This window comes from Streptomyces sp. NPDC042364 (genome assembly GCF_056437585.1).
Window position 1 is genome coordinate 450,496 of sequence record NZ_JBWKAJ010000002.1, and the last position, 23,561, is coordinate 474,056.

At 72.0% G+C, this 23,561-nt stretch carries 20 protein-coding genes and 2 pseudogenes; 8 read left to right on the forward strand and 14 right to left on the reverse strand.

Features of this window, described 5'->3' with window-relative positions; genetic code table 11:
* Positions 1–69 precede the first annotated feature (69 nt).
* A complete protein-coding gene (locus tag AC067N_RS05300) occupies positions 70–939 on the reverse strand; it encodes a creatininase family protein (RefSeq protein WP_478677532.1) in 870 nt (289 codons plus the stop codon).
* A 78-nt stretch (positions 940–1,017) separates the two neighbouring features.
* On the opposite strand from AC067N_RS05300, the gene ribA reads away from it, so the two are divergent.
* The 4 genes and pseudogenes from ribA (at position 1,018) to AC067N_RS05320 (ending at position 5,251) form a co-directional block, all read left to right on the forward strand.
* Positions 1,018–1,677 (forward strand): GTP cyclohydrolase II, encoded by a 660-nt coding sequence (ribA, locus tag AC067N_RS05305; protein ID WP_478677533.1) that lies wholly within the window; start codon positions 1,018–1,020, stop codon positions 1,675–1,677.
* Between the two features lie 208 nt (positions 1,678–1,885).
* Positions 1,886–3,049, forward strand: a pseudogene (locus AC067N_RS05310) (NAD(P)/FAD-dependent oxidoreductase); the annotation flags it as partial.
* Complete coding sequence (locus AC067N_RS05315) at positions 3,046–4,101, forward strand: saccharopine dehydrogenase (protein ID WP_478677534.1); 1,056 nt, start codon at positions 3,046–3,048, stop codon at positions 4,099–4,101. The pseudogene AC067N_RS05310 and the gene AC067N_RS05315, both read left to right, overlap by 4 nt.
* Positions 4,094–5,251, forward strand: a complete 1,158-nt coding sequence (locus AC067N_RS05320; RefSeq protein ID WP_478677535.1) for a saccharopine dehydrogenase family protein — start codon at positions 4,094–4,096, stop codon at positions 5,249–5,251. The genes AC067N_RS05315 and AC067N_RS05320 overlap by 8 nt, the downstream gene beginning before the upstream one ends.
* Positions 5,252–5,391: 140 nt before the next feature.
* On the opposite strand, the gene AC067N_RS05325 is transcribed toward AC067N_RS05320, so the two are convergent.
* The 3 genes from AC067N_RS05325 to AC067N_RS05335 are packed head-to-tail and all read right to left on the reverse strand — an operon-like array spanning position 5,392 to position 8,694.
* The gene (locus AC067N_RS05325) at positions 5,392–6,660 is read right to left on the reverse strand and encodes a serine hydrolase domain-containing protein (RefSeq protein WP_478677536.1); all 1,269 of its coding nucleotides are present in this window, start codon (positions 6,658–6,660) and stop codon (positions 5,392–5,394) included.
* A 25-nt stretch (positions 6,661–6,685) separates the two neighbouring features.
* Positions 6,686–8,119: an MFS transporter gene (locus tag AC067N_RS05330; RefSeq protein WP_478677537.1), complete on the reverse strand. Its 1,434-nt coding sequence runs from the start codon at positions 8,117–8,119 to the stop codon at positions 6,686–6,688.
* Positions 8,116–8,694, reverse strand: a complete 579-nt coding sequence (locus tag AC067N_RS05335) for a TetR/AcrR family transcriptional regulator (protein WP_478677538.1) — start codon at positions 8,692–8,694, stop codon at positions 8,116–8,118. Before AC067N_RS05335 ends, AC067N_RS05330 begins: the two co-directional genes overlap by 4 nt.
* A 194-nt stretch (positions 8,695–8,888) precedes the next feature.
* On the opposite strand from AC067N_RS05335, the gene AC067N_RS05340 reads away from it, so the two are divergent.
* Complete coding sequence (locus tag AC067N_RS05340; RefSeq protein ID WP_478677539.1) at positions 8,889–9,341, forward strand: TIGR03618 family F420-dependent PPOX class oxidoreductase; 453 nt, start codon at positions 8,889–8,891, stop codon at positions 9,339–9,341.
* Between the two features lie 4 nt (positions 9,342–9,345).
* Here the strand turns inward: AC067N_RS05340 and AC067N_RS05345 are convergent, their stop codons facing one another.
* From AC067N_RS05345 to AC067N_RS05355, 3 genes are all read right to left on the reverse strand, one after another.
* Entirely contained in the window at positions 9,346–9,852 is a 507-nt protein-coding gene (locus tag AC067N_RS05345) for a hypothetical protein (RefSeq protein ID WP_478677540.1), read from the reverse strand.
* A 187-nt stretch (positions 9,853–10,039) separates the two neighbouring features.
* The gene (locus AC067N_RS05350; protein ID WP_478677541.1) at positions 10,040–11,383 is read right to left on the reverse strand and encodes an MFS transporter; all 1,344 of its coding nucleotides are present in this window, start codon (positions 11,381–11,383) and stop codon (positions 10,040–10,042) included.
* A gap of 308 nt (positions 11,384–11,691) precedes the next feature.
* Entirely contained in the window at positions 11,692–12,357 is a 666-nt protein-coding gene (locus AC067N_RS05355; RefSeq protein WP_478677542.1) for a TetR/AcrR family transcriptional regulator, read from the reverse strand.
* Positions 12,358–12,479: 122 nt separating this feature from the next.
* On the opposite strand from AC067N_RS05355, the gene AC067N_RS05360 reads away from it, so the two are divergent.
* Positions 12,480–13,379 (forward strand): shikimate dehydrogenase, encoded by a 900-nt coding sequence (locus AC067N_RS05360; protein ID WP_478677543.1) that lies wholly within the window; start codon positions 12,480–12,482, stop codon positions 13,377–13,379.
* 112 nt (positions 13,380–13,491) lie between these two features.
* The gene (locus AC067N_RS05365) at positions 13,492–15,282 is read left to right on the forward strand and encodes a bifunctional sugar phosphate isomerase/epimerase/4-hydroxyphenylpyruvate dioxygenase family protein (RefSeq protein ID WP_478677544.1); all 1,791 of its coding nucleotides are present in this window, start codon (positions 13,492–13,494) and stop codon (positions 15,280–15,282) included.
* A 61-nt stretch (positions 15,283–15,343) separates the two neighbouring features.
* Here the strand turns inward: AC067N_RS05365 and AC067N_RS05370 are convergent, their stop codons facing one another.
* From AC067N_RS05370 to AC067N_RS05395, 6 genes are all read right to left on the reverse strand, one after another.
* Complete coding sequence (locus AC067N_RS05370) at positions 15,344–16,822, reverse strand: membrane-associated oxidoreductase (RefSeq protein WP_478677545.1); 1,479 nt, start codon at positions 16,820–16,822, stop codon at positions 15,344–15,346.
* Between the two features lie 249 nt (positions 16,823–17,071).
* Positions 17,072–17,953 (reverse strand): phosphogluconate dehydrogenase (NAD(+)-dependent, decarboxylating), encoded by an 882-nt coding sequence (gene gnd / locus AC067N_RS05375; RefSeq protein WP_478677546.1) that lies wholly within the window; start codon positions 17,951–17,953, stop codon positions 17,072–17,074.
* A gap of 1 nt (position 17,954) precedes the next feature.
* Complete coding sequence (locus AC067N_RS05380; RefSeq protein ID WP_478677547.1) at positions 17,955–18,221, reverse strand: hypothetical protein; 267 nt, start codon at positions 18,219–18,221, stop codon at positions 17,955–17,957.
* Entirely contained in the window at positions 18,214–19,152 is a 939-nt protein-coding gene (gene opcA, locus AC067N_RS05385) for a glucose-6-phosphate dehydrogenase assembly protein OpcA (protein WP_478677548.1), read from the reverse strand. The genes AC067N_RS05380 and opcA overlap by 8 nt, the downstream gene beginning before the upstream one ends.
* A complete protein-coding gene (zwf, locus tag AC067N_RS05390; protein ID WP_478677549.1) occupies positions 19,149–20,708 on the reverse strand; it encodes a glucose-6-phosphate dehydrogenase in 1,560 nt (519 codons plus the stop codon). The genes opcA and zwf overlap by 4 nt, the downstream gene beginning before the upstream one ends.
* A gap of 47 nt (positions 20,709–20,755) precedes the next feature.
* Complete coding sequence (locus AC067N_RS05395; protein WP_478677550.1) at positions 20,756–20,914, reverse strand: hypothetical protein; 159 nt, start codon at positions 20,912–20,914, stop codon at positions 20,756–20,758.
* A gap of 178 nt (positions 20,915–21,092) precedes the next feature.
* On the opposite strand from AC067N_RS05395, the pseudogene AC067N_RS05400 reads away from it, so the two are divergent.
* A pseudogene (locus AC067N_RS05400) lies at positions 21,093–21,997 on the forward strand (helix-turn-helix domain-containing protein).
* A 79-nt stretch (positions 21,998–22,076) separates the two neighbouring features.
* On the opposite strand, the gene AC067N_RS05405 reads toward AC067N_RS05400, so the two are convergent.
* Entirely contained in the window at positions 22,077–23,465 is a 1,389-nt protein-coding gene (locus AC067N_RS05405; RefSeq protein WP_478677551.1) for a glycoside hydrolase family 16 protein, read from the reverse strand.
* Between the last annotated feature and the right edge of the window lie 96 nt (positions 23,466–23,561).

Below are 23,561 nucleotides of genomic sequence, written 5' to 3' on the forward strand. Positions count from 1 at the left end.
CTTCGCGGCGGCGCTGCCGGGGGCCCTGGTCCTCGTCGGACGCTGGTACGGCTCGCTGAGGGCCCGCCGTCAGTCGACCGCCGGGGCGGGCACCGCGTCGACCACCGGACCCGGTGCCGACCGAGCCTCGGACGGAACCGCCCCCTTGTCCCAGGCGTCCGAGGTGACCACGGAGAAGTGCGCACCGAAGGCCTGGACGAACCCCGCCAGCAACTCCTTCCCCTTCGCGGCGGACGCCAGGGACGGACGGCCGATCACACCGGAATCGGTGTAGGCCGACATACCGAGGGAGAGGAGATGACGGCGGTCGTCGGCAAGGAAATCGGTGGTCTCGTGACCGGGCCGGACCAATTCCGGATGGCAATGCAGAAGTATGGAGGTCTCAATTTCTCCCGCATGCATATCACTGAGCAACGAGGTCTCTACACCCGCCCGTTCACGGGCGGCCTCCCAGTCCTCCATCGCCGGGAAAAGCGCCATTTGATGTCCCGCCGCGGTGGATTCCTGGACGACATTGCCCAGGACGTAATTCCCGCCGTGACCGTTCACCACGACCAGCGCCTCGACGCCCGACCGGCGCAGGGAGTCGGCGATGTCGCGGACCATCGCGTGCAGCGTCGTCGCGGAGATGCTCACCGTGCCCGGCCAGCCGGCGTGCTCGTGGGAGCAGGCGATGGTCACGGGCGGCAGGAGGTGCACCGGATAGGCGGCGGCTATCTCCCGCGCTATGGCACACGCCACCAGGGTGTCCGTGGCCAGCGGCAGATACGGGCCGTGCTGCTCGAAGCTGCCGACCGGAAGCACCGCGACCTGCCGGCCGGTTCCCGCACCGCGCTCGCGGACGTCCGCGGTGGTGTCGGCGGGCAGCAGACCGTATACCGTCGGCTGCTGTCCCCGTCCCTCCTGCCGCGCCCCCGACTCCGTTCCCGAACTGCTCATCTTTTCCCGGCCTTTCGTCTCTGCTGATGCTCCGTCATTTTCGCATGACGTCAGGACTCACCAGATAGGAACCAGATCATGACAGAAAATGTTGGCGTACTCGGCGCTAATGCCCAGTCCTCCGGTGCCGTCCGCGTGGTCAATGCACCGCTGCCCACGACGTACGGCGACTTCGAGGCCGTAGGTTATCTCGACCAGGACCGCGGCGAGGAACAAGTGGCGCTGGTGTACGGCGACATCAGCGGCGGTGAGAAGATACTCATCCGGCTGCACTCCGAGTGCCTGACCGGTGACGCGTTCGGCTCCCAGCACTGCGAGTGCGGGGAGCAGCTCGACAGCGCACTGCGCGCCATCGTCGCGGAGGGCCGAGGCATCCTCGTCTACCTCCGCGGCCACGAGGGGCGCGGGATCGGGCTGCTCGCCAAGCTCCAGGCGATGAAGCTCCAGGCCGAGGGCCTGGACACGGTCGAGGCGAACCTCGCCCTCGGTCTGCCGGTGGACGCCCGCGACTACCGGGTGGCCGCCGAGATGCTGCACGACCTCGGCGTACGGTCGGTGCGGCTGATGTCGAACAACCCGCGCAAGCGGGAGGCGCTGCTGCGCCACGGCATCCAGGTCTCCGAGCAGGTGCCCCTGCTGATCACGCCCTGCGAGGACAACATCACCTACCTGCGCACCAAGCGCGAGCGGCTGGACCACTACCTCCCCCACCTGGACGCGGTGGTCCACTCCTCCTGAGCGCCGCAACACGCGAGTTCCCGCCCGCCGCACGGGGCCGCGCGGCGGCCGTCACCGGGGTCACCCGCCACCGGCCGCCGCGCCTGCCGGAACGTTCCGGCAGGCCGGTTCGCACGGCATGCCCTTCGGCCGACTCCGCTGCCGCACCGCATGAACGTTCGCCTGTGGTGGAAGACCTGACTCCGTCGGGCGAACCGACCACGACCGGACGAAGGGAGCCGCGTACGTGATCCGCAGCGCACGGGTCGTCGTCATAGGCGGCGGTGTCATCGGCACGAGCATCGCCTACCATCTGGCCTCCGCGGGCGTGGACGACGTCGTCCTCGTCGAACGCGACGAACTCGCCTCCGGCTCCACCGCACGGGCCGCCGGCGGCGTACGCGCCCAGTTCTCCGACGAACTCAACATCCAGCTCGGCGCCCGCAGCCTGGAGGCGTTCGGCCGCTTCGGACAGGAACCGGGCCACGACATCGGACTCCACCGGGTCGGCTACCTCTTCCTGCTGTCCACGCCCGACGACGTCGACCGGTTCGAGGCCGGTGTCCAGCTGCAGAACGACCTGGGCGTACCCAGCCGCATGATCGACCCCGCCGAGGCGCAGCGGCTCTCCCCGCTGATCAGCACGGACGGCCTGCTGGCCGCCGCGTTCTCGCCCGACGACGGCCACTGCACCCCCGAGTCCGTGGTCCACGGCTACGCGGCCGGGGCCCGCCGCCGCGGCGCGACCGTCCTGCGCAACTGCGAGGTCCTCGGCATCGAGACCTGGCGGGACACGATCACGGCGGTGGTCACCAGCAAGGGCCGGATCGTCACGGACACCGTGGTGTGCGCGGCCGGCGCCTGGTCCCGGTCCATCGGCGCCATGGTCGGCGTGGACCTCCCGGTGGAGCCGCTGCGCCGCCAGATCGCGGTCACCGAACCGGTTCCCGGCCTGCCGCCCGGCCTGCCCATGACGATCGACTTCACCAGCAGCCTCTACTTCCACACCGAGGGCCCCGGCCTCCTCGTCGGCATGTCCGACCCCGACGAACGGCCCGGCTTCGCCACCGACGCCCACGACCGCTGGATCCCCCGCCTCTGCGCGGCCATGGAGCACCGGGCGCCCGCCCTGCTCGACCTGCGCCGGACGGGCGGCTGGGCGGGCCTGTACGAGATCACTCCGGACCACAACGCCCTGATCGGCGAGGCCGGTTCATGCTCCCGCTTCCTCTACGCGACGGGCTTCTCCGGCCATGGTTTCCTCCAGGGCCCCGCGGTCGGCGAGGTGGTCCGCGACCTGTACCTCGGCCGCGTACCCTTCGTCGACATCAGCCCCTTGAGCGTCGACCGCTTCACGGCCGACGCGTTGCGCCCGGAGGCCAACCTCGTATGACCGATCGCCACTTGTGGCTCCGCCACGAGACCCGCACCACCGAACGCCGCACCCCGATCGTCCCGTCCGACGCCCGGCGGCTCGTCGAGAGCGGAGTACGGATCACCGTCGAGGACTCCCCGCAGCGGATCTTCCCGACTCAGGCGTACGCGGAGGCGGGCTGCGAGGTCGCCGAGCCGGGCCGGTGGCCGTCGGCACCGCGGGACGCGGTGATCGTCGGGCTGAAGGAACTCCCCGACGGACCGGCTGAACTGACGCACCGGCACATCTTCTTCGGGCACGCCTACAAGGGGCAGCCCGGCGCCGAGGCGCTGCTGCGCAGGTTCGCCGCCGGGGGCGGGGCGCTGCTCGACCTGGAGTACCTGGTGGACGACCAGGGCCGCAGGCTCGCCGCGTTCGGCTTCTGGGCGGGCTATCTGGGCGCGGCCCTCGCGGTGCTGCACCACCGGGGCGGTCTGGAGAGCCCGCTGGTGCCCACGGCCAAGGAGGAGATGGAGGCCCGGCTCCGCGCCTCCGAGGGCGACCTGACCGCGCTGGTCATCGGCGCCCTGGGCCGCAGCGGGCGCGGTGCGCGTACCGCGCTCGCCGAGGCCGGTATCGAGCCCACCTGCTGGGACGTGGCCGAGACCCGCGACCTCGACAGGGGCGCCCTGCTCGCCCACGACCTGATGGTCAACACCGTGCTGACGACGAGCCCGGTCCCGCCCTTCCTGACGGACAAGGACCTCGACGAACCGGACCGCCGGCTGCGCACCCTCGCCGATGTCACCGTCGACGTCGGCTCGCCCATGAACGTCCTGCCGTTCTACGACACCACCACCGACTGGGACCACCCGGTGCGGCGCCTGCGCGAGCGCCCGCCGCTCGACCTGATCGCGATCGACAACCTGCCCTCCCTGCTGCCCCGCGAGGCGAGCACCGACTTCTCCGCCGCGCTGCTGCCGCAGCTGCTGGACCTCGGCACGGGCGGCGCGTGGGGCCGCTGCCTGGACCGGTTCCGCCGGGCGTCCCACGAACTGGGTCTGACGACGAGGGAGTCACCGGATGGCTGATGACGCGGTCCCCGCGAGCGGCACCGTCCACTGGGTCGGTGCCGGCCTCTCCACGGGCAGCGGCCTGGCGAAGGTGTGCGACACCGCCGCCCGGGTACGGCTGTGGCACCGCACCGAGGAGCGCGCCGAGCGGGCCCTGGCCGCACTGGGCCTCACCGGACGGGCCGAGCCCCGCGCGTACACCCCGGCGGCGCTCGCGGCCGAGCTGACCCCCGGTGACGTGGTCGTCTCCATGCTCCCGGCCACCGAGCACGCGCCGCTGCTCGGGGCGTGCGTCGAGGCGCGGGCGCACTTCGCCTGCTCCAGCTATGTCTCGGACGCGGTCCTGGAGCTGGCGCCGGCGGCCGAGGCGGCGGGGGTCACCGTCCTCACCGAGGCGGGCCTCGATCCGGGCGTCGACCATCTCTTCGCCCACAGCCTGATCGCCCGGGCGTGCGGGGCGATCGGGCCGGAGACGGCCGCCTCGTACACCCTGACCTCGTACTGCGGCGGCGTCCCGGCCGTCCCCAACGACTTCAGGTACCGCTTCAGCTGGGCCCCGGCCGGCGTCCTGAACGCACTGCGCGCACCGGCCCGCTGCATCGAGGACGGTACGGAGACGACGGTCGCACGCCCCTGGCGGGCGACCCGTCCGTACGTCGTCGACGGCGAGACCTTCGAGGCCTACCCCAACCGCGACAGTGTCCCCTTCGTCGCCCAGTACGGCCTCCCGCCCGCCTGGAAACCGCGCACCTTCGTCCGCGGCACCCTCCGCCTCGACGGCTGGCTCACCGCCTGGGCGCCGGTCTTCGCGGAACTCGAACGCGACGACGACCGGCGCATCGCCGCCCTGGCCCGCGAACTCGCCGCCCGGCACCCGATGACCGAGGCCGACCGGGACCGTGTCGTCCTGGCCGTCACCCTCGACGTCCGCGCCGCTTCCGGCGACCGCTGGTCCGGCCGCTGTCTCCTCGACCTGACCGGCACGGCCGAGGAGAGCGCCATGGCCCGCTGCGTCTCCCGCCCCCTGGCCCTCGGCATCGCCCACATCCTCGACGGTTCCCTGCCCCCGGGCCTGCTCCGCGCGGCGGAGACGGGGGAGCGGTCGGAGGTGTGGCTCACCGAACTGGCCGAGGACGGGCTGGAGTTCGCGCTGCGCGTCGAGAGCTGAAGCGGGTGGGGGGGCACCCCGGGGGTCGGATGAGGTCTGTCCCGCGCCGGTGGCGGCCCCGGGACGACGGCGACGCGGGTGCTCAGGGTGAAAGGGCTTCCCTCTGACAGCCATACCCAGAACCCCTGGGCCCTCCGATCTTACGAATGACCGGAGCAACCACCCTTGAAAGGTAGGACCCCTCGGTCCACGACGGCCTCGTGGACCAGCCGCTTCAGTTCCGGGTAGACCGAGAACGACGAGCGGCGCCGTACCTGGGTCATGAACTGGACGGTCAGATCGCGGCGGGGATCCACCCAGAAGATCGTGGTGGCGGCGCCGGTCCAGCCGAAGGTGCCGAGGGAGGACGGGCTCTCCGTGGCCTCGGGGTCGATGACGACGGAGACGCCGAGGCCGAAGCCGACGCCCACGTTGCCGGGCTGCCGGTGGAAGCCGCTGCCGTAGGTGTGGATGTCGACGCCGCCCGGCAGCTGGTTGGAGGCCATCGCGCCGACCGACTCGGGAGTCAGCAGGCGGACGCCGTCGAGTTCGCCGCGGCGGCGGAGGAACTCGGCGAAGCGGTGGTAGTCGCGGGCGGTGGCGACCATGCCGCCGCTGCCGGACAGGAAGCGCGGGCGGCCGTGCAGGGGCAGGCCCGGCACCGGGGCGATCGAGCCGTCCTCCTGCTCGCCGTAGAGCTGGGCCAGCCGCCCCGCCTGTTCGGGGGAGACCTGGAAACCCGCGTCGGTCATGCCCAGCGGGCCGAGGATCCGCTCGCCGAGGAACTCGTCCAGGGCCTGCCCCGACACCACCTCGATGATCCGGCCGAGGACGTTGCTGGCGACGGAGTAGTTCCACTGCGTGCCCGGCTCGAACTGCAGGGGCAGGCGCGCGTACTCCGCGCAGGTCCGGGCGAGGTCGGCGCCCGGCCGGACCGAATGCTCCAGGCCCGCCTCCCGGTAGAGGGCGTCCACCGGGTGGTCGTAGTAGAAGCCGAAGGTCAGGCCCGAGGTGTGGGTCATCAGGTGCCGGACGAGGATCGGCTGCCGTGCCGGCCGGGTCCGGGTGCCTGCGCCCTCGCCGGACTCGTACACCCGGGGCTCGGCGAACTCCGGGAGGTAGCGGGAGACCGGGTCCGTGAGGGACAGCCGTCCCTCCTCGACCAGTATCAGCGCCGCCACCGATGTGACCGGCTTCGTCATCGAGTAGATCCGCCACAACGTGTCGGTCTCCACGGGCAGCCGCGCGTCGACGTCGCGCTGTCCGTACGTCGTGAGGTGGGCGACGCGGCCGTGCCTGGCGAGGGAGAGCAGATAGCCGGGCAGCCGGCCGTCGTCGACCTGGCGGGCGAGGTACTCGTCGAGGCGGGCCAGGGTCTTCGGGTCGAGGCCGGCCTCGCGCGGCTCGGTCTCTCGGCGCAGTCGTTCCATGGTGGTTCTCCTCCGGCGGCCCGGGTTACGGCTCACATACGTCCTTGCCTTCATCGTTCCGTACCGACCGCGATCCATCCCTCGGAGGACGGGCGGGTCGGGGCATTCGTCCGGCAAGTGGCGCACCGAGCGCCGACAGGCCCGCCAGCAGCAGGAACGCGGGCTCCGCGGCAAGGGGCAACAGGGTCGCCGCGGCGGCCACTCCGAGCGTCGGCCCGACGTTCATCGCGGTCTGCTGGAGCCCGCCCACCACCCCCGCCGACTCCGGCGGCGCGTCCCGTACGACGACCGCGGTGGCCGTCACCATCACCGCGCCGAACCCGGCGCCCAGCAGCAGGAATCCGCCGCCGATCACCGCCGTGGGGGAACCCGGACCCACTCCCGACAGCGCCAGCACCCCGGCGGTGAGCAGCAGTGTCCCGGTCAGGGCCGTCGGGCGGGCGCCCCATCGGCGCAGCAGCACGGCCGAGACCGGGGCACCGAGGACCATCATCACGCCGCCGGGCAGCGCGACGAGGCTCGTGCGCAGCGGGTCCATGCCGAGCACGTCCTGGAGGACGTGGCTGCCGGCGAACAGCGCGCCCATCATCGCCGCCGACGCGGTCACCAGCACCCCGAGCGCCGCGCCCGCCGTCACCGAGCCGAGCAGGGCGGGCGGCAACAGCGGGTCGGGCGTGCGCCGTTCACGGCGTACGAGGGCGCCGGCCGCGACCGCGGCCACGAGCAGACCGAGTACAGCGGTCACCGTCCAGCCGTGCCCAGGTATCCCGACCAGGGTGTGCACGAGCGCCGCGAGCGCCACGGCGAGCAGGGCCGCGCCCGGGGCGTCGAGGCGGCCGGCGGGTGCACTCCGGGCCCGCGGCGCGCGTACCGCCAGGGCCAGCAGGCCCATGACCAGCGCCGGTATCACGTTCAGGAAGAACACCGCCCGCCAGCCCAGCTCCGCCACCAGTACCCCGCCCACCAGCGGACCGGCCGCGGCGGCCACCCCGATGGCGCTGGTCCGCAGCGCGACGGGCATCCCCAGCCGGTCGGGTGGGAACGCGGCCCGCAGCATCCCGAGGGTGGCCGGCTGCAGCAGCGCCCCGAACACCCCCTGTACGACCCGCAGCGCGATCACCCAGCCCACACCGGGCGCGAAGCCGATGCCCGCCGACGCCGCGCCGAAGCCCAGGACGCCCCACGCGAACACCCGCTGATGCCCGTACCGGTCACCCAGCCGCCCCGCGAAGACCAGCAGACTCGCCACGGCGATCAGATATCCGGTGCTGGTCCACTGCACCTCGGCGTAGGAGGCGTCGAGGTCCCGGCGCAGGGTGGGCTGGGCGATGGTCAGCACGGTCCCGTCGAGGGCGACGACCACCGCACCGAGCACACTGTTCGCGAGCGTCAGCCGACGGTGCGGCACGGAAGGGGCCGACGGTGCACCCGCGTCCGCCTCCCGTACGACCTCCGTCACCGGTCCTCGCTCCCGAGGTGGGCGTCGAGAGCCGCGTTGAGCAACGGGGTGAAGTCATCTGCTCCCGTGGTGAGTTGGAGGCTGCCCCAGGTCCACAGCTGGGCGATGCCGTACAGGTTCGCCAGGAGTGCCCCGGCGACGAGCCTCGCGTCGGCATCGGGCCGGGCGCGGCCGACGAGGTCCACCAGCAGGCCGAACACCGGCAGGCTGGCGTCCCGCAGCCCCAACGTGTTGCTCTCCAGCAGATCGTGACGGAACATCAGCTCGTGCATGCCCCGGTGGGTGAGCGCGAAGTCGAGGTACACCCGGCCCAGCGTCGCCACCTGCCGCCGAGGGCTCGCCGTGCCGTCGCCGAGGGCCGCGGCCCCCCTGGCCGCGAGGTCCTCGAATCCCCGGCGCGCGATGGCCGACAGCAGCTCCAGATGCGTCGGGAAGTACCGGCGCGGCGCCCCGTGCGAGACCCCCGCCCGCCGCGCGATCTCCCGCAGCGACAGTGCCTGCACCCCCTCGGTCGTCACCAGCTCGACCCCGACATCGACGAGCCGGGTCCTGAGCCCGGCGCTCCGCTCACTCATGGACACTGTCTACCGCAGAAGAGTAGACAGTGTCTACCAAGGCTGGCCGGATGGTGGACACGGCATTCCCGCCGAGAACGTTCCTGTGGCCGGACAGACCGTTCGAGGACGGTGAACTCATCGGCCGGCCCCCCGGGGGGCCGCGGGCCCCGGGGCGCGGGGAATTGCGGCCGCCGCCGGCACGTTGACGTGTCATGCCCTGGGACACGAACGACGCGGACGCCACACAGAACGCCCTGCTCGCCCTGCTCTCCGAATACGACGGCGGAGTGCTGGTCACGCTCAAGGCGGACGGCCGCCCCCAGCTCTCGAACGTCAATCACGCCTACCACCCCGGCGAGCGGACGATCCGCGTGTCCGTCACCGACGACCGCGCCAAGACCCGCAACATGCGCCGCGACCCCCGCGTCTCGTACCACGTGACCAGCGCCGACCGCTGGGCGTACACGGTCGTCGAGGGCACGGCAGACCTCACCCCGGTGGCCGGGGACCCGTACGACGAGACGGTCGAGGAACTGGTCCGCCTGTACCGGGACGTGCGGGGCGAGCACCCCGACTGGGACGACTACCGCGCGGCGATGGTCCGCGACCGCCGGCTCGTGCTGCGGCTGAGGGTGGAGAGGGCGTACGGCATCCCGAGGCGCTGAGACGCTACTCGGCGGCCCTTTCGAGGACGCACGGCTCCCCGCCGTCGGGGTCGCCGACGTACGTCCACAGGACGGCCCTCTCGGCCGTTCCCCTCGCCTCGTACTGCGTCCACACCCCACCGGGCGCGAAGGTGAGCCGGACCGCCGACATCGGCTCGTCCGTCTCGGTGTCCTCCGACTCGAGGTGTCCCCAGCCGCCGGAGCCGGGATCCGGGGCCTCGGCCCCCCAGAGGGCGTCGGCCCTGAAGTCGCCGCACACCCCGTCCGAGGCGAACGTGCCGTCCCTGCGCAGGACCAGGCTGCCGCCGGAGTCGTCCCGCCAGGTGCCGGCGATCTGCTCCTGCCGCATGACGAGGGGTTCGCCCTCCGGGACCTGCGTCGGGAAGAGTGTCCTGCCCACGACCATGAGCAGGAACGTGCCGCCGAGCAGCAGCACCGGAGCGGTCAGCAGGCACCCCAGCACGATCAACACGCCGATCAGTACACCGTTGCCGTTTTCCGACCGCTCCACGACCCACCCCGTTGATCACCCCGAGCCCTGGCCGGCGCCCGCGCCCATCATCCCTCCGACCTGCGGGCATGTGTGCATCGGGGTCCCCGGCGGAGGTACGCCGACCAGTCGGGACGCACGGCGGGGCCCCGAACACCTTGGGTGCCCGGGGCCCCGCCGACCGGACGCCGGCGATCGGGGGCGGGGGTCAGGCCGCGACCCGCTCCCGGTCCCTCGTCGCGTCGGCCGCGCGGACCCCGAGGAGTTCGGTCGGGACCTTGTGGGTCTCCCGGGCGGTGAGGGCCGCGATGACCGGCGGCACGCACAGGGCAGTGGTGAACAGGGCCACCGCGAACCAGTCGTCCCCGTCGGGGCCGGCGATCTGCGCGGCGAAGGTGACGGCGAACCCGGCGATCGCGAAGCCGATCTGGGTGCCGATGGCCATGCCGGACAGCCGCACCTTGGTGGAGAACATCTCGCCGTAGAAGGAGGGCCATATGCCGTTCGCCGCGCTGTAGACGACGCCGAAGGTGACGATGCCGAGGACGAGGACCAGCGGGTAGGCGCCGGTGGAGATCGCCCACAGGTAGACGAACATCATCACCGCGCTGCCGGCCGCGCCGATCAGGAACACCGGGCGTCGGCCGATGCGGTCGGAGAGCGTGGCCCACAGCGGGATCGCGCCCAGCGCGACCAGGTTGGCCAGCGCGCCCACCCACAGCATCGAGGAGCGCGACAGGCCGACCGACTCGCTCGTGCCGTACGCCAGCGCCCACACGGTGAAGATCGTGGAGACCGAGGCGACCAGCGCGCCCGCGATCACCCGCAGCACATCCGCCCAGTGCTCGCGCAGCAGCACCGCGAGCGGCAGCTTCGCGACGCCGTCGGAAGCGGTCTGCTGCCGGGTGAACGCGGGGGTCTCCTCCAGGGTGCGGCGGATGACGTAGCCGACGACGGCGACCGCGATGCTCATCCAGAACGGGACACGCCAGCCCCATGACAGCAGCTGGTCCTCGGGGAGCGCGGCGATCGGGATGAAGACCAGGGTCGCGAGCAACTGGCCGCCCTGGGTGCCGCTCAGCGTGAAGCTGGTGAAGAAGCCGCGGCGGTCCTCCGGCGCGTGTTCCAGCGTCATGGAGTTGGCGCTGGCCTGCTCACCCGCCGCCGAGATGCCCTGGAGGACGCGGCAGATCACCAGGAGGACCGGGGCGAGGGTACCGACCTGGTCACGGGTGGGCAGGCAGCCGATGAGGAACGTCGACAGGCCCATCAGGATCAGCGTGAAGACCATGATCTTCTTACGGCCCAGCCGGTCGCCGAAGTGACCGAGGAAGAGCGCGCCGATCGGCCGCGCCGCGTACGCGACACCGAAGGTGCCCAGCGACAGCAGGGTCGCCGTCGCCGGGTCCGACTCGTCGAAGAAGACCGTCGGGAAGATCAGGGCGGCGGCGCTGCCGTAGATGAAGAAGTCGTAGTACTCCAGGGCGCTGCCCACCCAGGCGGCCGTGGCGGCCTTCCTGGGCTGGCCGGGAGGTGCGGCGGGGACGGACACGGCGTGCTCCTTCGAGGAATCCCCCCATTGAGGGGGAGTGAGCGGAGGAAGGCAAGGCAGGACGGGCGATGCGGGGGGAGGGGAGCCGGATCCCCGGGGGTGCTGGGGCGGCCGTGCCGGGCGCTACCCGGCTAATTAACGCACTGGATAGTTAGTAGCGGTTGGCTACGGATGTTGCGCCCAGGTTTCCCGGGTGTCAAGGGGGGCGCCGGACGAAACCCGCGGCTCCCGGGCGGCCGAGGGTGTCGCCGCCGGAGCGACGCGCGGTCCGCCGCCGGTCCGTGGTCTGTTCGAGCGTGGTGGCGCCGTCAGTCCGTCGCGCGGTCCGCCGTCAGATACGCGATCACCATGTCGCCGAGCATCTTGCGGTAGTGCTCGCGCTGCTCGGGGGCGACCAGGTCGCGGCCGAAGAGGGCACCGAAGGTGTGCCGGTTGGCGACCCGGAAGAAGCAGAAGGCGCTGATCATCGCGTGCAGGTCGACGGCGTCGACATCGGCCGTGAACAGACCGGACTTCTGCCCCGACTCCAGGATGCGGCGGATCACGTCCAGCGCCGGCGAGCCGATCCTGCCCAGCTTCTCGGAGGCGGTGATGTGCTCGGCCTCGTGGATGTTCTCGATGCTGACCAGGCGGATGAAGTCCGGGTGGCGCTCGTGGTGGTCGAAGGTGACCTCGGCCAGGCGCCGGATGGCGGCGACCGGGTCCAGGTGCTCGACGTCCAGCTCCTGCTCCGCCTGCCGGATCACCGAGTACGCCCGCTCCAGCACGGCCGTGAACAGTTGCTCCTTGCCGCCGAAGTAGTAGTAGATCATCCGCTTGGTGGTGCGGGTGCGGGCGGCGATCTCGTCGACCCGGGCCCCCGCGAAACCGGAGCGGGCGAACTCCTGGGTCGCGACGTCGAGGATCTCGGCCTTGGTGCGGGCGGCGTCACGGGTGCGCCCGTTCGGTCGTGCCGGCTCTTCGACGCTGGTCATCGGGTTCCTTCGGGCGAGGGGCCAATGACCGCGATTGTAGAAGAGGGCTTCCCCTGTTCGGCCGGGGCTGCTATGACTAACGTACTAGTTCGTACATTAGTGAGCCTCAGGGAGGCCCCGCCGTGCCCCAGGTCTCGAACCCCGTCCCGAAGCGGGACTCGTATCTCGTCGGCCTCGTCGGCTCCGGCATCGGGCCCTCGCTCAGCCCCGCGCTGCACGAGCGGGAGGCCGACCGGCTGGGGCTGCGGTATGTGTACCGGCTGATCGACATCGACCGGCTCGGGGTCGGCCCCGAGGCGGTGGGCGACCTGGTGCGCGCCGCCCGGGACCTGGGCTTCGACGGGCTGAACATCACCCATCCCTGCAAGCAGCTCGTCATCGAGCACCTCGACGCCCTCGCCCCGCAGGCCGCGGCGCTCGGCGCCGTCAACACCGTCGTCTTCGAGGACGGCCGAGCCGTCGGCCACAACACGGACGTCACCGGCTTCGCCGCGTCCTTCGCCCGCGGACTGCCCGACGTGCCGCTGGAGAAGGTCGTGCAGCTGGGGGCCGGGGGCGCGGGCGCGGCCGTCGCGCACGCCACGCTCACCCTCGGCGCCGAGCATGTCACCGTCGTCGACGCGATGCCCGACCGCGCGGCCGGCCTCGCCTCCGCCCTGGACCGGCACTTCGGCGCGGGACGCGCGGCCGCGGCGGCGCCGGAGGCGTTGCCGGAGCTGCTGGGGGAGGCCGACGGGGTGGTGCACGCGACACCGACCGGGATGGCCGCGCACCCGGGGCTGCCCTTCGCCGCGGAGCTGCTGCACCCGGGGCTGTGGGTGGCCGAGGTGGTGTACCGGCCGCTGGAGACGGAGCTGCTGCGGACGGCCCGCGCGCTGGGGTGCGCCACGTTGGACGGGGGAGGGATGGCGGTGTTCCAGGCGGCGGACGCGTTCCGGTTGTTCACGGGGAGGGAGGCGGACGCGCCCCGGATGCTGGCCGACATCGCGGAGTTGGCGGGGGCCGCGGGGGTGCCTCGCTAGGCGTTGTCCCGTCATGCCCGGCGGGCCTGGGGCGCTTCCGATGACATCGCCACCGGGTCGCGGGGGCCGTCCCGGTCGTCGGCCGCACAGCTGGAACCGAAGGAGCACCACCATGCGTACGTCCATCGCCACCGTGTCCCTCAGCGGGTCGCTCACCGAGAAGCTCACCGCCGCCGCGCGGGCCGGGTTCGACGGGGTGGAGATCTTCGAGAACGATCTGCTGGCCAGCCCGCTCGCCCCGGAGGAGATCCGGGCCCGGTGCGCGGACCTGGGGCTGAGCATCGATCTGTACCAGCCGATGCGGGACATCGAGGCGGTGCCGGCCGACGAGTTCGACCGGAACCTGCGTCGGGCCCGGCACAAGTTCGAGCTGATGCGGCGGCTCGGCGCCGACACGGTCCTGGTGTGCTCCAGCGTCCATCCGCTCGCGGTCGACGACGACGCCCTCGCCGCCGCTCAGCTCCGCCGGCTCGCCGACCTCGCGCAGGACTTCGGGATCCGCGTCGCCTACGAGGCGCTGGCCTGGGGACGGCACGTCAGCACGTACGACCACGCCTGGCGCATCGTCGAGGCCGCGGACCACCCCGCGCTCGGCACCTGCCTGGACAGCTTCCACATCCTCGCCCGCGGATCGGACCCGAAGGGCATCGAGGACATCCCCGGCGACAGGATCTTCTTCCTCCAGCTGGCCGACGCCCCGCTGATGGCGATGGACGTACTCCAGTGGAGCCGCCACTACCGCTGCTTCCCCGGACAGGGCGGCCTCGACGTCGTGGGCCTCGTGTGGCATGTGAAGGCGGCCGGATACCAGGGACCCCTGTCACTGGAGGTCTTCAACGACGTCTTCCGGCAGGCCGAGGCGGGCCCCACCGCCGTCGACGCCCACCGCTCCCTGCTGATGCTCCAGGAGGCGGCGGGCCTGGCCACGCTGCCGCAGCCCGTCGTCCCCACCGGGGTCGCGTTCACGGAACTCGTCACCCCCGACGCCGAACCCGTGGGCGCGGTACTCGGCGCCCTCGGCTTCGCCCGCACCGCCCGCCACCGCAGCAAGCCGGTGGACCTGTGGCGGCAGGGCGAGGCGAGGGTCCTGGTCAACACCGGCCCGGCGGCGCGCCGCGACGGCACCCAGCTCGCCGCGATCGGCCTGGAGTCACCGGACCCGGCAGGCGCCGCCCGCCGAGCCGAGGCCCTGCAGGCACCGGTCCTGCCCCGTCGCCGCGCCCCGGAGGACGTCGCCCTGGACGCGGTCGCCGCCCCCGACGGCACCGCACTCTTCTTCTGCGCCACCGACCGGCCCGAACTCCCCAGCTGGACCAACGACTTCCAGCCCGTGCCGCACGCGGAGCCCGCCCGGTACGTCCACCGTGTGGACCATCTCGCCCTCACCCAGCCGTGGCACCAGTTCGACGAGGCGGCCCTCTTCCACCGGACCGTGCTCGGCCTGCCCGCCCGCGAGAGCGTGGACGTGGCCGACCCCTACGGCCTGTTCCGCAGCCGACCGGTCGGCAACGCCGACGGCAGCGTACGGATCGCCCTCGGCGTCGGCCCCGCTCCCACGGACCACACCGCCCGCGCCCAGCACATCGCCCTCGCCACCGACGACGTGGTCGCCGCGGCCCGCGCCTTCCGCGACGCCGGAGGCCGGCTGCTGGCCGTCCCCGGGAACTACCACGACGACCTGGCCGCCCGCTTCGAGTTCGCCGACGGCGAGCTGGAGACCTACCGTGAGCTGGGCATCCTCTACGACCGGGACCAGGACGGCGAGTTCCGCCACTGCTACACCGAGACCGTGGGCCGCGTCTTCTTCGAACTCGTCCAGCGCGACGGCGGCTACCGGGGCTACGGAGCCCCGAACGCCCCGGTACGCCTCGCCGCCCAGCACGCCCAACGCCCGGTGAAGTAGGAGGAGTCATCGGCGACCGGGGCCCATCGGGAGGCCCCGGGCTCGCCGCGCACCGGTGGAGTCACTGGCGGCTGACGGTGCGGGTCACACCCGTGACCACCGTCGTCGCCAGGATCCACCCCGTGATGACGAGGACATACGACAGCCACTGCCCCCAGCCCTCGGGCGCGTACGCCCGCTCCTGGCCGAAGTCGATGATCGGCAGCAGCAGATCGAGGGTGTAGAAGACCGGGTTGAACTCCGGGGCCTCGTCGGCCTTCAGCGGCCGCGGCCGGTCCAGCGCGTACGCCACCGAGCCCACCGCCAGCAACGACAGCAGCCAGACCGCCGCGCGCAGCGGACGGAACCCGTAGCCGACGGTGGCCTCCTGGACCAGGCCCCACAGCCGCCCGTACCACGGGAGCGTGGCCCGGCGCCGGCGCTGCCTGGCGAGCTGGACCAGCCGGGCCGCGTCGTCGTCGCCGATACGGCGGTACGCGGCGGTCAGCTGCTCGTAGGAGTGGGGGATGAACCCGTCCCCGTCCCGCGCCAGCATCGGCAGCCGCAGCGGGGCCGGGAGATGCGAGAGGAGCGAGGTGTAGGTCAGGTCGTTGAGCAGCACCCGCTCGGGAACCACATCGGGTTCCATCAAAAGGACCTCGATCTGCGAGCGGCGGAGGTTGAGGATGCCCTCCATCCGGGGACCGCCGCGCAGCCACAGCTCACCGATGACGCAACTGCTGGCCCGTAACGCCGTACCGCCCGGGTGCGCCAGCCGCGCGTACGACAGGTCCAGGCGCCCCGACACCCGGGCGCCGCGCATCTCGACCCGCCCCCGCACCCGCGCGCGGCGCAGTTCGACGTCGGCCTCCGCAGTGAGCGTCTCCGCGGTGAGCGCGACACCGTCCGGCCGCTCCAGGCACACGTCGTTGAGGTTGACCGACCCGGCGACCCGGGCGCCGGCGAGCCTGACCTCGCCCCGCGCCCGCAGTCCGGGAGCGCACAACTCCTCACCGATCTCCGCCTGGTTCAGCCGCAACGCCGGTTCCTCGTCGTCCGGCGCGGCGAACTCCGACCCTTCCATGAACAGGGTCCCGGAGATCTGCGCCCCCGTGAGCTTCACCGGCCCCCGGAAGCGGCAGCCCGTCAGCCTCATCCCCCCGTCGATCCGGACCCGCGCCGAACGCAGGCCCGGCAGTGCGGACCCGGTGAGGTTGAGATAGGTGAGCTGCGCGCCCGACAGGTCCGGGGTCTCCTCGAAGTGGCAGTCGCTGAGCCGTACGACGCTCTCGACCGTCGCGTACTTCAGGTCCAGCGTGCCGGTGATCCGAGCCCCCGCGATCTTGAGCGCGGCGACCTCGCCCTCCTCGCGGGGTGCCGTGAGGAGCAGTGTCCGCAGGACCGCCGCCCGCAGGGTCCGCCGGGAAGCCTCCTCGCCCTCGTCCTCGTCCTCGTCCTCGGCGGACGCGCCGGGCTCGACGGCACCGAAGTCCACCGAGGCACCCCGGGGAAAGGCTTCCCAGACACGTCGCTCGGCCGGGGTGAGGTCGTCGATCATCATCAACGGGACTCTCACCCGAGACGCGTGTACCTGTCAACCACCGCTTTTCGGCCGCTCGGTGGCCCCATACCCGGCCGTGTGCGCGGTGCGCGTCCGTCAGACCGTTCACGAAGAACAGGTCGCGGGGCTCGGGGGATCAGCCGGCGCCAGAGGTCGGCGGGGCGCAGGCGCGGGGTGACGAGGGGGCCCCCACCCACCCCCACCCACCCGCACCCGCCAACGCACCCCCGCGGCCCACGCACCCGGCGGCTAACGCTTCGTCGACTCCACCGCATGCCCCCCGAACTGGTTCCGCAGAGCCGCCACCATCTTCATCTGCGGGGAGTCGTCCTGGCGGGACGCGAAGCGGGCGAACAGGGACGCGGTGATCGCCGGCAGCGGCACCGCGTTGTCGATGGCCGCCTCGACCGTCCACCGGCCCTCCCCGGAGTCGGCGGCGTAGCCGCGCAGTTTCTCCAGGTGCTCGTCCGTGTCCAGCGCGTTGACCGCGAGGTCCAGCAGCCAGGAGCGGATGACCGTCCCCTCCTGCCAGGACCGGAACACCTCGCGGACGTCCGTCACCGAGTCCACGGCCTCCAGCAGCTCCCACCCCTCGGCGTAGGCCTGCATCATGGCGTACTCGATGCCGTTGTGGACCATCTTGGAGAAGTGCCCGGCGCCGACCTTGCCGGCGTGGACGTACCCGTACGGCCCCTCCGGCTTGAGGGCGTCGAAGAGGGGCTGGAGCCGGTCGACGTGCTCCTTGTCGCCGCCGACCATCAGCGCGTAGCCGTTCTCAAGTCCCCATACTCCGCCCGAGACGCCCGCGTCCACGAAGCCGATGCCCTTGGCGCCCAGCTCCTCCGCGTGCTTCTCGTCGTCCGTCCAGCGGGAGTTGCCGCCGTCGACGACGGTGTCGCCGGGCGACAGCAGGTCCGCCAGCTCGTCCACGACGGACTGCGTGGGAGCGCCGGCGGGGACCATCACCCAGACCGTGCGCGGCGCGTCGAGCCGCTCGACCAGCTCGGCCAGAGTGCCCACGTCGGAGACGTCGGGGTTGCGGTCGTACCCGATGACGGTGTGGCCGGCGCGGCGGATCCGCTCGCGCATGTTGCCGCCCATCTTGCCGAGACCGATGAGACCGAGCTGCATGTCAGTTCACTTCTTCCTGAGCGTCACGGGTGCCAGGGGTGTCATGGGTGTCATGGATGTCGCGGGTGCCGCGGGTGCCGCGGGTGTCGCGGGTGCCGCGGGTGCCGCGGGTGCCGCGGGTGCCGCGGGTGTCATGGATGTCGCGGGTGTCGCGGTCGCGGGAGTGACCGCCGTCGCGCAGCGGCGGGGGGTGGGGCATCGGGCCCGCGCGGTGGTTCGCCCACTCGGCCCACTCCGGGCGCCGGTTGGGCCGGAGGGTGTCACTCATGGCCGGCGGCCTCCTCGGTGTGCTCACCGCCGCGCAGGGCGATGGCGTACATCTCGTCCGCGTCGAGGCGGCGCAGTTCCTCGGCGATCAGCTCGGAGGTGGGGCGCACCTTCAGGGCGAGGGTGCGGGACGGCTGGTCCGGCAGGGTGAGCGTGGCGAGCGGGCCCTCGGGACGGTCGATGACGATCTCACCGTTCTCGGTGCCGAGCCGTACGCCCGTCACGACCGGCCCGGCGGTGGTGACACGCTCGACGGTGACTCCGAGACGGGCCTCCAGCCAGCGGGCCAGCAGTTCGGCGCTCGGGTTGTCGGCCTCGCTGTCCACGGCCGCCGAGGTGATCTTCGTGCGGGCCTGGTCGAGGGCGGCGGCGAGCATGGACCGCCATGGCGTCAGCCGGGTCCAGGCCAGGTCCGTGTCGCCGGGGGTGTAGGAGGCCACCCGCTGCTCCAGCGCGGCGAGCGGGGACTCGACGGCGTACATGTCGGTGATCCGGCGCTGCGCCAGCGCCCCCAGCGGGTCCTTCGCCGGGTGCTCCGGCGCGTCCACCGGCCACCACACCACGACCGGCGCGTCCGGCAGCAGCAGCGGCAGGACCACGGAGTCGGCGTGGTCGGACACCTCGCCGTACGTCCGCAGCACGACGGTCTCGCCGGTGCCCGCGTCGGCGCCCACGCGCACCTCGGCGTCCAGGTGCGACCGGGTGCGGTCACGGGGAGTGCGGGCGTGCCGCCTGATGACGACCAGCGTGCGCGAGGGGTGCTCGTGCGATGCCTCCTCGGCCGCCCTGATCGAGTCGTAGGCGTTCTCCTCGTCCGTCACGATCACCATCGTGAGGACCATGCCCACGGCGGGCGTGCCGATGGCCCGGCGTCCCCGCACCAGGGCCTTGTTGATCTTGCTTGCCGTGGTGTCCGTCAGGTCGAGTTTCATGGCCTGCGCCAGCTCCGTCCGTCTCGTGCGAGCATCTCGTCGGCTTCCTCGGGTCCCCAACTGCCCGAGGGGTACTGCGCGGGGCTGCCGTGCCTCGCCCAGTGCTCCTCGATCGGGTCGAGGATCTTCCAGGACTCCTCCACCTCCTGGTGGCGGGGGAAGAGATTGGCGTCGCCGAGCAGCACGTCCAGGATCAGCCGTTCGTACGCCTCCGGGCTGGACTCCGTGAACGACTCGCCGTACGCGAAGTCCATGGTGACGTCCCGGATCTCCATCGAGGTACCCGGCACCTTCGAACCGAAGCGCACGGTCATTCCCTCGTCCGGCTGCACCCGGATGACGATCGCGTTCTTCCCCAGCTCCTCGGTGGCCGTGGAGTCGAACGGGGAGTGCGGGGCGCCCTGGAAGACGACCGCGATCTCGGTGACCCGGCGGCCGAGCCGCTTGCCGGTGCGCAGATAGAACGGGACACCGGCCCAGCGGCGGTTGTCGATCTCCAGCTTCACGGCCGCGTACGTGTCGGTCCTGGAACCCGGGTCGATGCCGTCCTCCTGGAGGTAGCCCACCACCTTCTCGCCGCCCTGCCACGCCCCGGTGTACTGGCCGCGCACGGTGTGGGCGCCCAGGTCGGCGGGGAGCCGCACCGACTTGAGGACCTTCAGCTTCTCGGTGAGCAGCGCCTCGGCGTCGAAGGCGATCGGCTCCTCCATGGCGGTGAGCGCCATCAGCTGCAGAAGGTGGTTCTGGATGACGTCGCGGGCGGCGCCGATGCCGTCGTAGTAGCCCGCCCGGCCGCCGATGCCGATGTCCTCGGCCATGGTGATCTGGACGTGGTCGACGTACGACCGGTTCCAGACGGGCTCGTACATCTGGTTGGCGAAGCGGAGCGCCAGCAGGTTCTGGACGGTCTCCTTGCCGAGGTAGTGGTCGATGCGGAAGACCTGCTCCGGGTCGAACACCTCGTGCACGACCGCGTTCAGGTCGCGGGCGCTGGCCAGGTCGTGGCCGAACGGCTTCTCGATGACCGCGCGCCGCCAGGAGCCCTCGGGCGCGTCGGCCAGCCCGTGCTTCTTCAGCTGCTGGACGACCTTCGGGAAGAACTTCGGCGGTACCGAGAGGTAGAAGGCGAAGTTGCCGCTGGTGCCGCGAGAGGCGTTCAACTCCTCGACTGCTGAGCGGAGTTGCCGGAACGCCTCGTCGTCGTCGAAGTCGCCGGGGACGAAGCGCATGCCCTCGGCGAGCTGCTGCCAGACCTCCTCGCGGAACTCGGTGCGCGCGTGCTCGCGCACCGCGTCGTGCACCACCTGCGCGAAGTCCTGGTCCTCCCAGTCCCGGCGGGCGAAGCCCACCAGCGAGAAGCCCGGCGGGAGCAGGCCGCGGTTGGCCAGGTCGTACACGGCCGGCATCAGCTTCTTGCGTGACAGGTCACCGGTCACCCCGAAGATGACGAGCCCGGACGGTCCCGCGATCCGGGGAAGCCGGCGGTCGCGCGCGTCCCGCAGCGGGTTGGTCCAGTCGGCCGCCGCCAGGGCGGTCGCCTCGGAGGTCGAGGTCATTCCCCATCAACTCCCTTGCTGTTCGGAGACTGTGGACGGGACGGTGGTCACGCCGACGACGCGCCCGGACGCGACGAGCCGGGCGCCGGGTCGCCGGAGGTGACGCGCTCGCGGGAGATGCCGTCGAGCCGGACGGGGACGCCCTCCTCGCAGAGGCGTCGCACGGGGTCCGTGGCGGCGGCCGCCGCGGTCGGTTCGGTGGGCACAGTGATCATCTTCCTTCAGGCGTTTGCGTCAACCGCGGACGGCGGCCAGGGATTCCCTCGAGTGCGGCGGATTCACTCGGTCGCCTTCGAAACCAAAAGTCTGACTTCTATGAGGGAAGGTTGCCGTGTGCCGGCCTTCGGTGAAACTGGGACACCGACCAGGGGGACGGGCGAGGCCATGTGGGACAGGGGCATCCGGGACGGCGGCGACTCGCAGGGGAGCGGCCGCATCCGGACGTTCCCGTTCCCGGCCGACCTGGGCCTCTCCGGTGTCGGCAGGCAGGTCGGCCCGGTGGACGACCGCCGCACCTGGCGCGCGGACGCCCCCTGGAACGGGTGCACCGCATCGACTTCCACGTGGTCATGCTGTTCGACCACGGTCCCGTCACCCACATGGTCGACTTCACCGAGTACGAGGCGGACGCGGGCGATCTGCTGTGGATCCGCCCCGGACAGGTGCATCGCTTCTCACACACCACCGGGTACCGCGGGACCGTCCTCACCATGCAACCGGGATTCCTGCCCCGGGCCACGGTCGAGGCGACCGGCCTCTGCCGTTACGACCGGCCCCCGCTGCTCCGCCCCGACGAGGCCCGACTCGCGGGCCTGCGCGCCTCGTTGGCGCACCTGGAGCGCGAGTACGTCGACACGGCCACCCTGCCGCCCAGCCTGCACACCGCCGTCCTGCGGCACTCCCTGACGGCATTTCTGCTGCGCCTCGCCCATCTCGCGGCCGGCTCGGCCGAGGCGGCCCTCGGCCACCACGACACGACCTTCACCCGGTTCCGGGACGCCGTGGAGCGCGAGTTCACCACCAACCACAGCGTCGGCGCGTACGCCGACGCCCTGGGCTGCTCGCGCCGCACCCTCGTCCGGGCGGTCCGCGCCGCCACAGGGGAGACCCCCAAGGGCTTCATCGACAAGCGGGTGGTCCTGGAGGCGAAACGGCTGCTTGCCCACACCGACCTGCCGACCGGCCGCGTCGGCGTGGCGGTCGGCTTCCCCGACTCGGCCGACTTCTCCAAGTTCTTCCACCTGCACACCGGGACGACGCCGGTGGCGTTCCGGGCGGAGCTGCGCTGACCGCGCCGGGCGGCTCCCGCACACGGGAGAGGGGCTCCGCCCGCGGGCGAAGCCCCTCCCGATGAGGTCAACAGTCCTCTCAGCGAGAGAAGTTGAACCAGTTCACGTTGACGAAGTCCTGAGGCTGACCGCTCGTGAAGGTCAGATACACGTCGTGCGTCCCGGTGACGCGGCCGATGTTCGCCGGCACCGTCCGCCAGGACTGCCAGCCCCCGGTGTTGGCGAGGGAGAAACTTCCGATCGGGGCGTTCGAGCGGCTGTCGAGGCGGACCTCGACCAGTCCGCTCACCCCGGCGTTCGCCCCGCTGGCCACCCGGGCCACGAACTGGGTGGCCCCCGTGGAACCGAAGTCGACGTTCTGGAACAGCGCCCAGTCGCCGTTGGCGAGGGAGCCGATGTTCTGGCCGCCGCCGCTGTCCGTCGTGGTCTCCGTACTGACCCCGCTCTGCCCGTTGAACGACTCGGCCTGGATCGCGCTGTACGCGTCCCGGGTGCCCGACGGCGGGGGAGTGGTCGTGCCGCCGCCGGCCGACAGCACCTGCACGTAGTCCACGACCATGGGGACACCGGAGCGGGTGTCGCCGTCCAGACCGCCGCCGAACGCGTCGGGGAAGGCGCCGCCCATCGCCACGTTCAGGATGATGAAGAAGCCGTGGTCGGTGGCGTTCTTCCAGGTCGTGGCGTCCATCTGGTCGGCGCTGACCGAGTGGAACCGGGTGCCGTCGACGAAGAACCGGATCGTCTCCGGGGTCACCGAGCGGTCCCACTCCATGGTGTAGGTGTGGAAGCCGGACTGGCAGGTGGTGCCCGGGCAGGCGGTGGAGTTGCCGATGCCGGTCGTCTCGTTGCACGGGCCGCCGGGGGTGATGCCGCAGTGCATGGTGGCCCACACCTGGTTGCGGCCCTGGACGTTCTCCATGATGTCCAGCTCGCCGACGCCCGGCCAGTTCTGGTAGTTGCCCCGGTAGGGCGCGCCCAGCATCCAGAACGCCGGCCAGTAGCCCTCGGCGGCCGTGCCGGTCACATTCGGCATCTGGAGCCGGGACTCGACCCTCAGCTTGCCGCCCGCCGGCGGCTGGAAGTCGGTGCGGTTGGTCTCGATACGGCCCGAGGTCCAACGGCCCGCCGAGTCGCGCAGCGGGGTGATGCGCAGATTGCCGTTGCCGTCGAGCGAGACGTTGGCGGTGCTGTTCGTCATCGTCTCGACCTCGCCGGTGCCCCAGTTGGCGGGCCCGCCGGGGTACGAGGTCCCGGTCGCGTACTGCCAGTGGGAGGTGTTGACACCGGTGCCGGCCGTGCCGTTGAAGTCGTCGAGGAAGACCTGGGTCCAGCCGGTGGGCGGCGCGGGGGCGGCCCCCTGCGCGGTGGTCGCCCCCGCCGCGGCCAGCGCCACCGCGCTGACGACGGCGAGGAGCACGCGACGGAGCGGGCGACGACGTCCGATGGGTGTGCCGGGGGGTTCACTCATGGCGGCCTCTTTGGGGTGGGGAGTACGGAGTGAAGTGCGCGGGCGGAGAACGCTCTGCTCGGTCCCGTTCCTTGAGAGCGCTCTCAGGGAAGAGCG

Coding starts and splice junctions, on each gene's coding strand:
- AC067N_RS05405 (WP_478677551.1), bottom strand. CDS start 23,465: ATGAGTGAACCCCCCGGCACACCCATCGGACGTCGTCGCCCGCTCCGT.
- AC067N_RS05365 (WP_478677544.1), top strand. CDS start 13,492: ATGCGTACGTCCATCGCCACCGTGTCCCTCAGCGGGTCGCTCACCGAG.
- ribA (WP_478677533.1), top strand. CDS start 1,018: ATGACAGAAAATGTTGGCGTACTCGGCGCTAATGCCCAGTCCTCCGGT.
- AC067N_RS05370 (WP_478677545.1), bottom strand. CDS start 16,822: ATGATGATCGACGACCTCACCCCGGCCGAGCGACGTGTCTGGGAAGCC.
- AC067N_RS05315 (WP_478677534.1), top strand. CDS start 3,046: ATGACCGATCGCCACTTGTGGCTCCGCCACGAGACCCGCACCACCGAA.
- AC067N_RS05325 (WP_478677536.1), bottom strand. CDS start 6,660: ATGGAACGACTGCGCCGAGAGACCGAGCCGCGCGAGGCCGGCCTCGAC.
- AC067N_RS05320 (WP_478677535.1), top strand. CDS start 4,094: ATGGCTGATGACGCGGTCCCCGCGAGCGGCACCGTCCACTGGGTCGGT.
- AC067N_RS05300 (WP_478677532.1), bottom strand. CDS start 939: ATGAGCAGTTCGGGAACGGAGTCGGGGGCGCGGCAGGAGGGACGGGGA.
- opcA (WP_478677548.1), bottom strand. CDS start 19,152: ATGAAACTCGACCTGACGGACACCACGGCAAGCAAGATCAACAAGGCC.
- AC067N_RS05355 (WP_478677542.1), bottom strand. CDS start 12,357: ATGACCAGCGTCGAAGAGCCGGCACGACCGAACGGGCGCACCCGTGAC.
- zwf (WP_478677549.1), bottom strand. CDS start 20,708: ATGACCTCGACCTCCGAGGCGACCGCCCTGGCGGCGGCCGACTGGACC.
- AC067N_RS05380 (WP_478677547.1), bottom strand. CDS start 18,221: ATGAGTGACACCCTCCGGCCCAACCGGCGCCCGGAGTGGGCCGAGTGG.
- AC067N_RS05335 (WP_478677538.1), bottom strand. CDS start 8,694: ATGAGTGAGCGGAGCGCCGGGCTCAGGACCCGGCTCGTCGATGTCGGG.
- gnd (WP_478677546.1), bottom strand. CDS start 17,953: ATGCAGCTCGGTCTCATCGGTCTCGGCAAGATGGGCGGCAACATGCGC.
- AC067N_RS05340 (WP_478677539.1), top strand. CDS start 8,889: ATGCCCTGGGACACGAACGACGCGGACGCCACACAGAACGCCCTGCTC.